Genomic DNA, 13,260 nt, shown 5'->3' with positions numbered 1-13,260 from the left:
AAAAAGGATGACGCAAGCTAGTGCTGCTGGTTGGAACGATGACGTCCCACGAGGAAGATGGCAAATAATCGATTTCCCGCCATCAGCATAATCGATGGAGCCTTGATGACTTGTCGCAGCGCCAGAAAATACCTTGCCGGATGATCCGCTGATGCAGTTCGAATTGCACTTTTAGGTTCGGAGCTTGTCAAAAGAGAATTGCCCATGGCAGTAGTTGGTTGCCACCAACCCAGCTGGTCACTCAATTTGATTTACTGAAACAGGGAATACCATGCAACGACGAGATTTTTTGAAAGCATCGGCCGCACTTGCTGCTGCCGGCTTTCCAGCCCAGTCATTATTTGCTGCCGCAGTTGCGCCCAGCCCATTGAAATTCCTTGGCAAGGCGCAGGCCTTTGATACCGCCTGGCTCAAAGGATACGCTCGACAACTTGCCGGACAACCGTACCGTGCTCCCGAAAACCATATTCCGGATGAGGTCAGCAAGCTGGACTGGGATCAGTATCAATCCATTAATTACCGCGCCGATCACGCTTTGTGGGCCAAAGATCAATTGCGTTTCCAGGCCAAATTTTTCCACCTGGGTCTTTATTTCAAATCGCCGGTGCACATCTTTGAATTGAAAAATGGTCAGGCCCAGGAACTGGCGTACGACCCTGCCATGTTCGAATACGGCAAAAGCGGTTTGCATGGCGGCAAGATGCCGAAGGATTTGGGTTTTGCCGGCTTCAGGGTAAATTTTCATACCGATCTGGAGCGCGACGTCGCAGCGTTCCTGGGCGCGAGTTATTTCCGTGCTGTAGGCTCCGACTGGCAATATGGACTATCGGCGCGCGGTTTGGCGATCGATTGCGGCATGCCGCGACCGGAAGAGTTTCCTAATTTCATCAGTTTTTGGCTGGAACGTCCGAGCAAGGATTCAAGCAAATTAGTGGTGTATGCGCTGCTGGATTCGCCCAGCGTGGCGGGTGCATATCGATTCGAAATTCAACCTGCGGCAACCATGGTCATGGATGTCGAGGTTGCGCTATACCCGCGCAAGACCATCGAACGTATGGGCGTGGCCCCGCTCACCAGCATGTTCCAGTATGGCGAAAATGACCGTCGCATTGCTGCAACCAATGACTGGCGTCGGGAGATTCACGATTCCGATGGACTCTCGTTGCTGCGGGGAAATGGCGAATGGGTCTGGCGGCCGCTTACCAACCCCGCGCAGCTGCGCTTCAATAGCTATCAGGATGAGAATCCGCGTGGCTTCGGCTTGCTGCAACGCGACCGCAATTTCGACCACTATCAGGATGACGGCGTGTTCTATGACCGGCGTCCGAGCGTGTGGGTCGAACCGAAGTCCGGCTGGGGAAAAGGTGCGGTACAGCTGGTGGAAATCCCGACCGTCGACGAAACTTTCGATAATATCGTCTGCTTCTGGAATCCGGCTGAGAAGCCGCAAGCTGGCCAGGAACATTTGTTCACGTATCGTTTGCACTGGGGCAGCAAAATGCCAATCGTGCCGCCGCTGGCAACTGTAGTGGCCACGCGCACTGGCATGGGTGGTGTGGTTGGTCAGAAGCGCACTTATTATTCTTGGCGCTTCGTGGTCGATTTCGCCGGTGGCGATCTGAAGTTGCTAGGCAAGGACGCTAAGGTGACGCCGGTCATCAGTGCTTCGCGCGGCAAGGTAGAAGTGACCTCGGCGCGGCCGTTAGATAATATTCAAGGCTACCGGGTGATGTTCGATCTGAAACCGATGGATGCCAGCGTCGTGCCGATTGATTTGCGGGTGTATCTGGTTGCGGAAGGTCAGACATTGTGCGAGACCTGGTTGTATCAATGGACTCCACCGGCGATGGCGCAGCGTCATTTTTAAGAATGACTTCACCTTCGTTCAGGAGCCTGGCTGACTCGGAAGGTGTTAATCATTTTGAGACAACCAAAGCATTTTCCGATGCAATGATGACGGCTCTGTGCAGAAATGCTGTCGCGCAGCTGGCCGGTGCGGGTCGTCCATCGGACGCTTCAACGCTAGAATCCTTCTTTCTCCTATTCAGCAAGCATATCGATGCCATTTCCCCGCCATCCATCACCCTGCACTCCTCTCATCAGCCCATTCAGCCCGTTGTTTTCCGGCTGCAAGGTGTGGGTGAAGCGCGATGATTTGCTGCATTCCGAGGTGTCCGGGAATAAATTTCGCAAGCTCAAATATCCGCTGCTGGCAATGCGCGATCGTCGTGTGACTTTGGTGACGATGGGTGGGCCGTGGTCGAATCATTTGCATGCGCTGGCGCACGCTGGCGCGCTGTTGGGCTGGCCGACGATAGGTCTGGTGCGCGGTGCGGAAGGCGTGACTACTGCCACGCTGGATGATTGCCGGCGGCTCGGGATGCAGATTATATTTGTGTCGCGCGAGGATTATCGGGCGCTGCGCGAATGCCCTGAGCAATGGCGTCAGCATCTGATGGAAACGGATATGGACGATAGCCATGTCTGGCTCCCGGAAGGCGGCAGCACGCCGGCAGCGCTGCGCGGGGTAGCGGAACTGGTGGCCGAATTGCCTTTCATTCCCGATACGATGATGGTGGCTTGCGGGACGGGCGCGACGCTGGCGGGTTTGCTGGCCGGTTTGCAGGGGCGCGGGCGCGTGATCGGCGTGGCCGTGCTCAAGAATGCCGAATATCTGCATCAGGAAATTGCGCGACTGTTGCGCCAGGCTGGTTATCCGGCTTATGACAATTACACCTTGCTGACCGATTGTCATCACGGCGGCTACGGCAAGGCGCCGCCGGCGTTAAGGCAGTTTTGCGCTGATTTTGTACAGGAAACTGGAATCCCGATTGAGCCGGTGTATACCGGCAAGCTGTTTTATGCGCTCCGGCAGATGGCGCAATCGGGCGCTTTCCACCCGGAGGAACGCATCGTCGCCGTGCATACCGGGGGCTTGCAGGGGGCGCGGGGATTTTAGCGCTGCAGGGCCGTTAATAATTCGCAATTATTAACCAAAACTATTAGCCAACATACCAATCAAGAGCGAAGTGCTGCGGCTTTGGTGGAGCGCACCCGGGCGCGAAAGCAGTCGCCAGACTGCGGCCGTTGATCGCGCCCGGCTGCGCTCCACCAAAAGATGCTTCAACGCACTGAGCCGTTCAGCACTCACGATTTATCAAGGGGTATAGACAAAAACACTGCATTTACCGCACGTGCTCATTGCGCCCATTAAAAATACAGATAACTGTATATCTTCAATGCAAGTAATCCACTGCTTGCTTAATTAGCTCCCATGAAGCTCTTGAGCTTGTCCGAGCGCGACGGTTGGCGCAGCTTGTTCATCGCTTTGGCTTCGATCTGGCGTATCCGTTCGCGGGTCACATCGAACTGCTTGCCGACTTCTTCCAGCGTATGGTCGGACGACATTTCAAGGCCATAGCGCATGCGCAGCACCTTGGCTTCGCGCGGCGTGAGCGAGTCCAGCACATCCTTGACCACCCGGCGCATCGATGAATACAGCGCGGCGTCGGCCGGCGCCACGGTGTGGCTATCCTCGATGAAGTCGCCCAGTTGCGAATCGCTGTCTTCGCCCATCGGGGTTTCCATTGAAATCGGCTCTCTGGCGATCTTCATGATTTCGCGGATCTTGTTTTCCGGCATCTCCATCCTCGTTGCCAGGGTCGCCGCATCCGGCTCGGCGCCAGTGGATTGCAGCACCTGGCGCGAGATCCGGTTCATCTTGTTGATGGTTTCGATCATGTGTACCGGAACGCGGATGGTGCGCGCCAGATCGGCGATCGAACGGGTGATCGCTTGGCGAATCCACCATGTCGCATAGGTCGAGAACTTGTAGCCGCGACGGTATTCAAACTTGTCGACCGCTTTCAGCAGACCGATGTTGCCTTCCTGAATCAGATCGAGAAATTGCAGGCCGCGGTTGACGTATTTTTTGGCAATCGAGATCACCAGCCGCAAGTTGGCTTCCGTCATCTCGCGCTTGGCCTTGCGGGTGCGCATTTCGCCGGCCGACATTTGCCTGTTGATGCTGCGCACGTCAGGCAGCGGCAATGCGACACGCGACTGCAAGGCTATCAGTTTTTTCTGCAACTCTTTGACTGCCGGCACATTCCGGCTCAACACGAGGCTGTATGGATGCCTGGCGTCGACTTCGCCATCGACCCAATCCAGGTTGGTTTCGTTGCCAGGAAACACTTTGATGAAGTGGGTGCGCGGCATGCCGCACTTGTCGACCACAATCCCGAGCAATTGTTTTTCAATGTGGCGCACTTCGTCGACTTGCCCGCGCAGCGTGTTGCACAGTTTCTCGACCACTTTGGCGGTAAAGCGGATGCCCAGCAGTTCGTTTGAAATGACTGCCTGTGCCTGGTTGTAAGCGTCAGATTTGTAAGCACCGCTGTCGTTGGCCTTGCGCATCTTCTCGAACTGGACCGAAATGATGGCGAATTTCGCCAGCGCGGCTTGCTTCAGTTGCGCGATCTGCTCGGCGCTAAAGCCGGCTGCGCCACCAATGCCGGCAATGCCGCCGTTGTCCGGTTCGTCTTCATTGGCCTCGGCTTCGTCGTCGGCATCGTCTTCATCGTCTTCGTCCGTGCTTGCGGTAGCAGCTTGTTCGTCAGACTTATCCGGATCGATTAAACCATCGACGATTTCATCAATCTTGATTTCATCATTCGCGATTTTTTCTGCAGTGGCAATTATTTCGGCAATCGTGGTTGGGCAAGCGGAAATTGCCTGAATCATATCGTTTTGGCCGCCCTCAATGCGCTTGGCAATCTCGATTTCACCGGCCCGTGTCAGCAGATCGCGCGCGCCCATTTCGCGCATGTACATGCGCACCGGGTCGGTAGTGCGGCCAAAATCCGCATTGACAGTCAACAGTGCCACCTCGGCGCCTGCCTCGACCTCGTCATCGCTGGTGACGGTCGCAACATTGTCCGTCAACAACAATGACTCGGCATCCGGAGCCTGTTCGTAGACTGCGATGCCCATATCGTTGAAGGTGCTGATGATGGCTTCGATGGCTTCCGGCTCGAAAATGTTTTCCGGCAGATGATCGTTGATTTCCGCGTTGGTCAGGAAGCCGCGCTCCTTACCGAACTTGATCAAGGCCAGCAATTTGCTGCGACGCTGCTCCAGATCCTCCGGGGTCGCTTCGGTATCGGCCGAAAGCGCATCTTTGAGCAGGGCTTTTTCTTTCGCACTACGGCTTTTGGCCTTGGCTACCGATTTCAGTTCGGAGCGCTCGACCGCGTTTAATGCGGCGACTTCATCGTTCTCAGGCTGGAATTCTTTCGGCTTGCGCCCGCGACGGCCCGGCACTTTGACCGAAGGCAGGAAATAGCCGGAGGTGTCGATCGCCGCCAGCGTTGCGGCATCGGTGGTTTGTTTGACCACCTGCCCTGCCATCGGAGTCGCGTCCGACATGGTTTCAGGTTGGACGGCAATTTTGGCAGGCACAATAACTGTTTTTGCCTTGGCTTTCTTGGCGACTACAGGAGCCTTGACCACGGCAAGAGCAGAATCCGGATCTGCAGCCAGCTCTATGAGCGCGCTCGCGGGCAAGGTTTCTTCAGGCGCTGCAGCCGGTTCTGCCACAACGGACACGGCCAGCCTGGAACGTTTGGTGACGACTTTCACCTTGTTTGGCGCTTCGGCATTATCGAGTACATGGCTCAGCGTGCCTTTTGGCAGCGTCAATGGCGTCGAATCCGTGCGCTCAGTTTTGGTGGCGAGTTTCAGTGTTTTTGAAGTATTTTTCATTGCTTTAACACCAAGTCAAGACGAACTTGGTTACTTTCATGTACGAGGTGAATGACTCGACCCAATCCGGCTAACGGGGGAATAGGTAGAGCTTGTAATATGTGTACCGTTGAAGATCACTGTGTTACCGCTCAAGGCTGGCGTAACCGCTCAACCACTTGCCACCAAACACGCACCGACAATCCGCGCTCCAGAATTGCTCATTGGATGGGTGAAGATTTGCTTCCCCTTGTGCCTGCTGGATAGGCCGGATCGATTTATAAGATGCAAAATTTCTATTGGTTTGTTTGGAAAGCAAAAAAGCCCGCTGATAAAAGCGAGCTGGGAATTCATTCCAAAAAAGATAATGACGAAAAGTTGGCATTATGCCGCTTTATGACAATAATTTCCAATACTTGAGTCGCATATCGGGCATTTTTTAAGCGCATAACCGTGCATATCCTCATCCATACGTCGTATTCCGAGTCCGCTACCGCGTCATGCCATCGCTATTTTTTGCGGAGTATAGACAAAAATATGTGAATATACGCATACATTATGCGACTATATAAAAATAGTGGATGCAGTATGCTTTTACGTCAAAAATATATCAACCCTTGGCAAAATGTTCCGCCAAAGTCTCTTTTAAGCCCTGCTCGATCGCCGCTTCCACCTGTCTGGCCAGTCCCGCATCGCCGGCAGGATCGAATACGAACATCCGATAGACATCTGCCAGCGTCAATTGTTCCGGATTGGCGACCAGCACCCAGCTATCGAATCCTTTTTCAATGCGCCTGCCCCAGCGTGCCCGGTTTGTTCCGGCTTGCTCCGGCTTGACGCGCCCGACCCAATTGACGTCGTGCATGTTTTGCAGCAGGCGTTCTATCTCTTCAAAACCGAGCCGCGTCTTGCGCCGGATCGTCAGGGTGTCGACCACGGCAGTCGCACCTGAAACGCGCGCGCGATAGAGCGCTTCGATTACCGACATCGCATCCACAAAAGCACTGCCGGGCGCGGCGACATGCCACCAGCGTTCGTACTTCACAATCGGCAAGGATGCGGCAAGCACCGCGCCGAACAAAGTGATGAGCCAGCAAAGATAAATCCACAACAAAAATATCGGTATCGCAGCCACTGCGCCATACACCAGAGTGTAGGTCGGCGACTGGCTGACGAAGCCGGCAAACAAGCGCTTGACGAGCTCGAATGCAATCGCGGCGACCAGGCCGCCCCAAGCGGCGTCGCGCCAATCGACCGGCCGGTTCGGCACCATTACATACAACAGGGTGAACGCGCCGGCGGTAATCAGGATCGAAACCAGCGTATAAAACACCGCGCCGATGAAGGGCACGCTTGCCACCACATCGCTAGTGGCGGTAAATAAATACGAAGTCAGCGTCATCGACACGCCCATCAGCAGCGGGCCCAGCGTCACGACGGCCCAATATACGGTCACCCGCTGGGCGAACGGGCGCTGTGTTTTGACGCGCCAGATGTCGTTTAAGGTGCGGTCGACCGTCATCATCATTAGCACTGCGGTCACGATCAGCAGTACTGCGCCTACCGCCGACAGACTCTTGGCCTTAGTCGCAAACTGGGTCAGATAGCCCAGGATGGTATTGGAAATCGAACTCGGCATCAGACTGCCGGCCAAGTATGATTCGAGCGCTGCGCGAAAGGTATTGAACAGCGGGAAAGTGGTAAAGATCGCCAGCGCAATCGTCAGGATCGGCACCAGCGCCAGCACAGTGGTGTAAGTCAAGCTGCCCGCCACTTGCGACAGGCGTTCTTCATGCAAACGGTTGCGCGCGAACAGGAACAGGTCGCGCAAGTCGGCCCAGGACATTCCACGCAGAATCGATAGGTTTTTCAGGGACATTGGCTGCGATAATTCGGTGCAATAAAGTGGTTACTAATGTTACGCACAAAAAAACTCGGTCCACGAAAGACACGAAAAAACTTCTTTACATTCTTTCGTGTATTTCGTGTGTTTCGCGGACAATGCCCTTCATGTCTTGCATGCAACGTGCGTAACATCGGATACTAATAAACCACAATATAATATCAAGCATGAATCCATCCAACATTACCCTGCTCGTTTTGTACTACTCCCGGCATGGCTCCACCCGCACACTAGCAGAATGCATCGCCCAAGGCATTGAAAGCGTGCCCGGCTGCGATGCCCGGCTGCGCACCGTACCGGAAGTCTCGACCGTGACGGAAGCCACAGCACCGGCCATTCCGGATGCAGGCGCGCCCTATGTCGAACTGGCCGATCTGGAACAGTGCGCCGGTCTGGCGCTGGGCTCGCCGACGCGCTTTGGCAACATGGCAGCCGCGATGAAATATTTCTGGGACAGCACTGCCGCGCAATGGCTGTCCGGCGCCCTGTGCGGCAAGCCGGCCTGCGTCTTCACCTCGACCGGCAGCCTGCATGGCGGCCAGGAATCGACCTTGCTGTCGATGATGTTGCCGCTACTGCATCATGGCATGCTGATCCAGGGCTTGCCTTACACGCATCCGGAACTGATGACTACTGCCAGCGGCGGCGGCCCCTATGGCGCCACGCACTGGGCCGGCGCCGACGGCAACAAGACGATTTCAAACGACACCCGGCACCTTGCCATCGCCCTCGGACAACGGCTCGCCAGTACCGCCACTAAATTACAAAAATGATGCAAAACAACCTCCATAAAAATTATCACCTCGGTGCCAGCCTCAGTCTGATCGTACTGATTGCGTTATGCGTTGCATGGGAACTGGTGCTGGCGCCGCTGCGCCCGGGCGGCTCGTGGATGGTGCTCAAAGTCGTGCCGCTGCTGCTGCCGCTACGTGGGGTTTTAAAGCGTGACAATTACACGCTGCAATGGTCGTCGATGTTGGTCCTGCTGTATTTGATGGAAGGCCTGGTGCGCGCCACCAGCGATCAAGGGCTGTCGGCCGCACTGGGCTGGGCTGAAGCAGCACTGTCCGTGATTTATTTCTTGTGCGCGATTTTGTATCTGCGACCGCTCAAACAGGCCGCCAAAAAACTGGCGCGTGAAACCATCGAGAAGGCTGCAAAATGAACGATTTCCTCACTCACTGCCGCGCAGCAATTGGGGCCAATTATGTCTTGACCGAGGCGACTGACACCGCCGCCTATTTGACTGACTGGCGCGGGCGTTTTACCGGCTGCGCCATTGCCGTGCTCAAACCCGGCTCCACTGCCGAAGTCGCTGCCGTAGTCAAACTCTGCAATCAGTTTCGCATCCCGCTAGTGCCGCAGGGTGGCAATACCGGGCTGGTGCTGGGCAGCGTGCCGGACGACAGCGGTGCGGCCATTGTTTTGTCGCTGACGCGCCTGAACCAGATCCGCGCGATTGACACGCTCAACAACACCATCACGGTGGAAGCCGGCTGCATCCTGGAAAACCTGCAGCAGGCCGCCAGTAGTTCCGAGCGCCTGTTCCCGTTATCGCTGGCGTCCGAAGGCAGTTGCACCATTGGCGGCAATTTGTCCTCCAACGCCGGCGGCACCGCCGTACTGCGTTACGGCAATACGCGCGAACTCTGCCTCGGCCTCGAAGTCGTGACCGCCCAGGGTGAAATCTGGGATGGCTTGCGCGGGTTGCGCAAGGATAATACCGGTTACGATCTGCGCGACCTGTTCATCGGCGCCGAAGGCACACTCGGCATCATCACCGCTGCCGTGATGAAACTGTTTCCGCAACCGAAAGCGCAGATTACCGCGCTGGCTGCAATGTCAACGCCAGCGGATGCGCTGCGACTGTTAACGCTGGCGCAGGCGCACTGCGGCGCGGCGCTGACCGGCTTCGAATTGATGTCGGATTTCTGCCTGCAGCTGGTGACCAAACATTTTCCGCAGATGCGCCTGCCTTTTGCGGAAAATCATCCGCAATACGTGCTGCTGGAATTGTCCGACAGCGAATCGGAACAGCATGCAAACGCGATGCTGGAAAGCCTGATAGGCGCGGCGCTGGAACAGGATGTCATTACAGACGCCATCGTCGCGGCCTCGATCGCCCAGTCCAAATCGCTGTGGAACCTGCGTGAACACATCTCGCTGGCGCAGGCAACTGAAGGCAAGAATGTCAAACACGACATCTCGGTGCCGATCTCACGCATCGCCGACTTCATCCTGTCCACCGATGTGCTGCTGCAGCAGGCAGCTCCCGGCTGCAGGATGGTCACTTTCGGCCACCTCGGCGACGGCAACCTGCATTACAACGTATCGCCGCCCGAAGGCATCAGCGACGCGGCGTTCATCGCGCAGCAAGCGGCAATCAACCTGGTAGTGCATGACAGCGTGCATGGCTGCGGCGGCTCGATTTCCGCCGAACATGGTCTGGGTGCGCTGAAACGCGATGAAATCCGGCGTTACAAGTCGGCAGTGGAAATGCAGATGATGCAAACGCTGAAGCAAGCGTTCGATCCATTGAACCTGATGAATCCGGGTAAAGTTTTGTAACCTCGTTCTGTAGCAGCGTCCAGAGAAAACACTATGAACAGATTGCTGTTGTTAGCCGCCCTGTGCGCGGTATCGGTACCCGCATCGGCTATTTACAAATGCAAAGCAGGCGCGCAAATCACTTATAGCGATACCGAATGCGCCAACGGAACGGCCATCAAGACAGACGATACGTTTTCCGCACAAGCTGCCGGAGATGCGCGCCAGCGCCTGGCAACGGACAAGGCCGAACTGAATCGATTGACGCGTGAGCGCAATAAAAACGAGGCCAGCGAAGATCGTGCCCATGAAAAATTCGCCCGCGCCGCTGCCACCAGGCGCAAACAATGCGCGGTGTTGGGACAGCGCCAGCAATGGGCCAAAGAGGATGCCGCAACTGCGCCCCGGAAGTCGATGGAAAACGCCAAAAGTAAAGCGCACCGCGCCGCCGAGAAATATACCCTCGCTTGCGGAAAATAATAAATCACGATTTGATGTGTGCGAATAAATTCACACCTACGGGAAAAGGCGATAGATTTTCTGTGCACCACTCACGGCAATCAGCACTATTGCGCCGGCCACGATTCCCAACACCGCGTTCAGCAGCGTCGGAGCCAGCGTTTCCAGTACGCCGCCAACCATCGGGAGCGCGCCTGAACTGAGCGCCAAATCGTGGATCAATGCTGTTGCCGCCGGCACGCCGTGGGCAAGAATGCCGCCGCCCACCATGAACATCGCCGCCGTACCGATCACCGACAGGCTCTTCATCATGTAAGGCGCAAATATCAGGATGCCTCTGCCGAGACTGCGCTGCATTTTCAGCAAAAGACTGCCGCCATCTTTTTGGCTCAAGTACAGTCCGGCGTCGTCAAGCTTGACGATGCCGGCCACCAGACCATAGACGCCAATGGTCATGATGACCGCAATCACCGACAGCACGACGATTTGCTCGCCGAACGACGCTGCGGCCACCGTGCCCAAAGTAATGGCGATGATTTCAGCCGACAAGATAAAGTCGGTGCGCACCGCGCCTTTTATTTTGTCCTTCTCCAGCGCGACCATGTCGACCACCGGGTCCGACAAGGCTTGCAGCAATGCGGTCTGATGCGCGCCGTGTTGCTCCTTGTTGTGCGAGAAGCTGTGCACCAGCTTTTCAAAACCCTCATAGCACAAAAAAGCGCCGCCTAGCATCAGAAGCGGCGTTACCGCCCACGGCGCAAAAAAACTGATGGCAAGCGCTGACGGCACTAGAATCAGCTTGTTGCGGAAAGAGCCTTTTGCCACCGCCCAGACTACCGGCAGTTCGCGCTCGACCTTCACGCCGGTGACTTGCTGGGCATTCAATGCCAGGTCATCGCCCAGCACTCCAGCCGTTTTCTTGGCTGCAACCTTGGTCATCAGGCTAACGTCATCGAGGATGCTGGCAATGTCATCGATGAGGGCTAAAAGGCTGGATCCGGCCATGCTTGAGTTCCTTGGATGATAAAATTTTTTCAAACATGACGCGTATTTGCCATGATGGAGGCGGCCAAAGTTGACGTTGTCAGCGTTGTCGAATTACGTGTGTCAAATTGCAGGATTTGCGCGCGCTGCGCATTTTATCCGAATTCAGGCGATCCAATCCACCGTACAAAAAGCGGCAGCCGGATGATGCTCTTGATACCCGAAGAAAACCAGACATCAAAGGCGCCATCCGGCTACCAGTAAAAATAATGAAAAAACGCGATATTTATCGCTTATGCATCCTCATCGATTTCTGCCGCATCCACCACCACCGGCCGCGCTTTTGCATTCGCATCCAACCGGCCCAACGTGCTTTCCACCGTACGCTTCAATTTCTCTGCCGCACCCTGAACCGCCTGATGCACCGTCGCTGCTTGCTCGGTTACGGCGATTGGCTGATGGTTTTGCAGCCGCACTTCCATCAAGCAACGGTTATCGGCAGCACCTGATTTTGGGCCATTAGTGTCACTCAAGTGGACTTCCACTCTTGTCACCTGTTCTTTGAAATGGCTCAGTGCACCGTGGACTACGGTTTCAATATGGCTAGTCAGTCCTTCATTGTTTTCGATGTTGCTATCGGTATTGACTTGAATTTGCATGGTTGCCTACTCCTGATACGGGTGGATGAATCGAACTTCCCGGTGCAAGACCGGGTCCGGCAATTTTTACGAGGACAGCAATGCCGGTTGTCTCTTGCCGTCTTATTGCCCTGCCTTTTACATGGCGCTACAAAATGCCATTTCAAGGTGCGGACTTAATCATTGACCGCTGGCACTATTCAGGGCGTTTGCGTAAAATTTCAATGATGTTAAGCTTGCGCAGAAACTGATTTCATACAGAAAGATTGCTATATATGCAACAAAAAGCCCCACGCCGCACGCGCGAACGCATTCTGGAATTATCATTGCGCCTGTTCAATGAATTCGGCGAACCGAACATCACGACCACGGTGATCTCGGAAGAAATGAATATTTCACCGGGCAACCTGTATTACCACTTCCGCAACAAGGATGACATCGTCAACTCGATCTTTGTCCAGTTCGAAGAAGAAATCAACCGTCGCCTGGCGATTCCAGCCGAACGCCGGCCCAGCATCGAAGACGTCTGGCTGTATCTGCACTGGATGTTTGAGCTGGTGTGGCGCTACCGTTTCTTTTATCGCGACATGAATGACTTGCTGTCGCGCAACCGCAAACTTGAACTGCATTTCAAGCAGATTCTGGCGCAGAAGGTCAAAGTCGCGAAGCATTTATGTGAAGAACTGCGTACTGAAAAGGCGCTCGAAGCCAGCGATGCAGCAATCGATGCTCTGGCCACCAACATGGTGGTGGTGGCGACTTACTGGCTGTCATACGAATACGTGCGCAACCCGCGCAATTATTCCGAACAAAAAATAATGTCGGAAGCGCTGGCGCGCGGCTGTTATCAGGTGCTGTCGGTAATTGAACCATTCTTGCGCGGCGATACGCACTCCCTGTTCGACAAGCTGTCGTCCGAATATTTGCAAAAATCCAAATAGACGTGCCTGAATTTCAAAGCTTAATTTCAACAATAAATTTCAACAA

Annotated in this window: 13 protein-coding genes; 7 read left to right on the top strand and 6 right to left on the bottom strand. The window is 55.2% G+C overall.

The annotated features are described in order from the left end of the window. Positions 1 to 17: 17 nt before the first annotated feature. Complete coding sequence (locus FKCLFG_RS06955; RefSeq protein ID WP_472615486.1) at positions 18 to 206, bottom strand: hypothetical protein; 189 nt, start codon at positions 204 to 206, stop codon at positions 18 to 20. A gap of 65 nt (positions 207 to 271) precedes the next feature. Between FKCLFG_RS06955 and FKCLFG_RS06950 the strand changes: the two genes are divergently transcribed. After that, a complete protein-coding gene (locus tag FKCLFG_RS06950) occupies positions 272 to 1,867 on the top strand; it encodes an OpgD/OpgG family glucan biosynthesis protein (protein ID WP_472615485.1) in 1,596 nt (531 codons plus the stop codon). Positions 1,868 to 2,059: 192 nt separating this feature from the next. After that, the gene (locus tag FKCLFG_RS06945; protein ID WP_472615484.1) at positions 2,060 to 2,959 is read left to right on the top strand and encodes a 1-aminocyclopropane-1-carboxylate deaminase/D-cysteine desulfhydrase; all 900 of its coding nucleotides are present in this window, start codon (positions 2,060 to 2,062) and stop codon (positions 2,957 to 2,959) included. Positions 2,960 to 3,261: 302 nt separating this feature from the next. Here the strand turns inward: FKCLFG_RS06945 and rpoD are convergent, their stop codons facing one another. From rpoD to FKCLFG_RS06930, 3 genes are all read right to left on the bottom strand, one after another. Further along, positions 3,262 to 5,427 (bottom strand): RNA polymerase sigma factor RpoD, encoded by a 2,166-nt coding sequence (rpoD, locus tag FKCLFG_RS06940; protein ID WP_472615809.1) that lies wholly within the window; start codon positions 5,425 to 5,427, stop codon positions 3,262 to 3,264. Between the two features lie 460 nt (positions 5,428 to 5,887). Beyond that, positions 5,888 to 6,127, bottom strand: a complete 240-nt coding sequence (locus FKCLFG_RS06935) for a hypothetical protein (RefSeq protein ID WP_472615483.1) — start codon at positions 6,125 to 6,127, stop codon at positions 5,888 to 5,890. Between the two features lie 225 nt (positions 6,128 to 6,352). Then, positions 6,353 to 7,621 carry a YihY family inner membrane protein gene (locus FKCLFG_RS06930; RefSeq protein WP_472615482.1) on the bottom strand — a complete coding sequence of 423 codons (1,269 nt, stop codon included), beginning with the start codon at positions 7,619 to 7,621 and terminating at the stop codon, positions 6,353 to 6,355. Between the two features lie 191 nt (positions 7,622 to 7,812). On the opposite strand from FKCLFG_RS06930, the gene wrbA reads away from it, so the two are divergent. The 4 genes from wrbA to FKCLFG_RS06910 are packed head-to-tail and all read left to right on the top strand — an operon-like array spanning position 7,813 to position 10,672. Then, the gene (gene wrbA, locus FKCLFG_RS06925) at positions 7,813 to 8,418 is read left to right on the top strand and encodes an NAD(P)H:quinone oxidoreductase (protein WP_472615481.1); all 606 of its coding nucleotides are present in this window, start codon (positions 7,813 to 7,815) and stop codon (positions 8,416 to 8,418) included. Next, a complete protein-coding gene (locus FKCLFG_RS06920; protein ID WP_472615480.1) occupies positions 8,418 to 8,810 on the top strand; it encodes a DUF2069 domain-containing protein in 393 nt (130 codons plus the stop codon). The genes wrbA and FKCLFG_RS06920 overlap by 1 nt, the downstream gene beginning before the upstream one ends. Continuing rightward, complete coding sequence (locus tag FKCLFG_RS06915; protein WP_472615479.1) at positions 8,807 to 10,213, top strand: FAD-binding oxidoreductase; 1,407 nt, start codon at positions 8,807 to 8,809, stop codon at positions 10,211 to 10,213. Before FKCLFG_RS06920 ends, FKCLFG_RS06915 begins: the two co-directional genes overlap by 4 nt. 33 nt (positions 10,214 to 10,246) lie before the next feature. Beyond that, complete coding sequence (locus FKCLFG_RS06910; RefSeq protein WP_472615478.1) at positions 10,247 to 10,672, top strand: hypothetical protein; 426 nt, start codon at positions 10,247 to 10,249, stop codon at positions 10,670 to 10,672. Between the two features lie 36 nt (positions 10,673 to 10,708). On the opposite strand, the gene FKCLFG_RS06905 is transcribed toward FKCLFG_RS06910, so the two are convergent. After that, a complete protein-coding gene (locus FKCLFG_RS06905; RefSeq protein WP_472615477.1) occupies positions 10,709 to 11,656 on the bottom strand; it encodes a DUF808 domain-containing protein in 948 nt (315 codons plus the stop codon). 272 nt (positions 11,657 to 11,928) lie between these two features. Further along, the gene (locus tag FKCLFG_RS06900) at positions 11,929 to 12,294 is read right to left on the bottom strand and encodes an HPF/RaiA family ribosome-associated protein (protein ID WP_472615476.1); all 366 of its coding nucleotides are present in this window, start codon (positions 12,292 to 12,294) and stop codon (positions 11,929 to 11,931) included. 254 nt (positions 12,295 to 12,548) lie between these two features. Here FKCLFG_RS06900 and FKCLFG_RS06895 point away from each other — a divergent pair, with 254 nt between their 5' ends. Further along, positions 12,549 to 13,214: a TetR/AcrR family transcriptional regulator gene (locus FKCLFG_RS06895; protein WP_472615475.1), complete on the top strand. Its 666-nt coding sequence runs from the start codon at positions 12,549 to 12,551 to the stop codon at positions 13,212 to 13,214. The last annotated feature ends 46 nt before the right edge of the window (positions 13,215 to 13,260 follow it).

Source organism: Gelidimonas denitrificans (assembly GCF_055694065.1).
The sequence above is the reverse complement of the archived record's forward strand: the minus strand, read 5'-3'. Positions and strand labels throughout refer to the sequence as shown.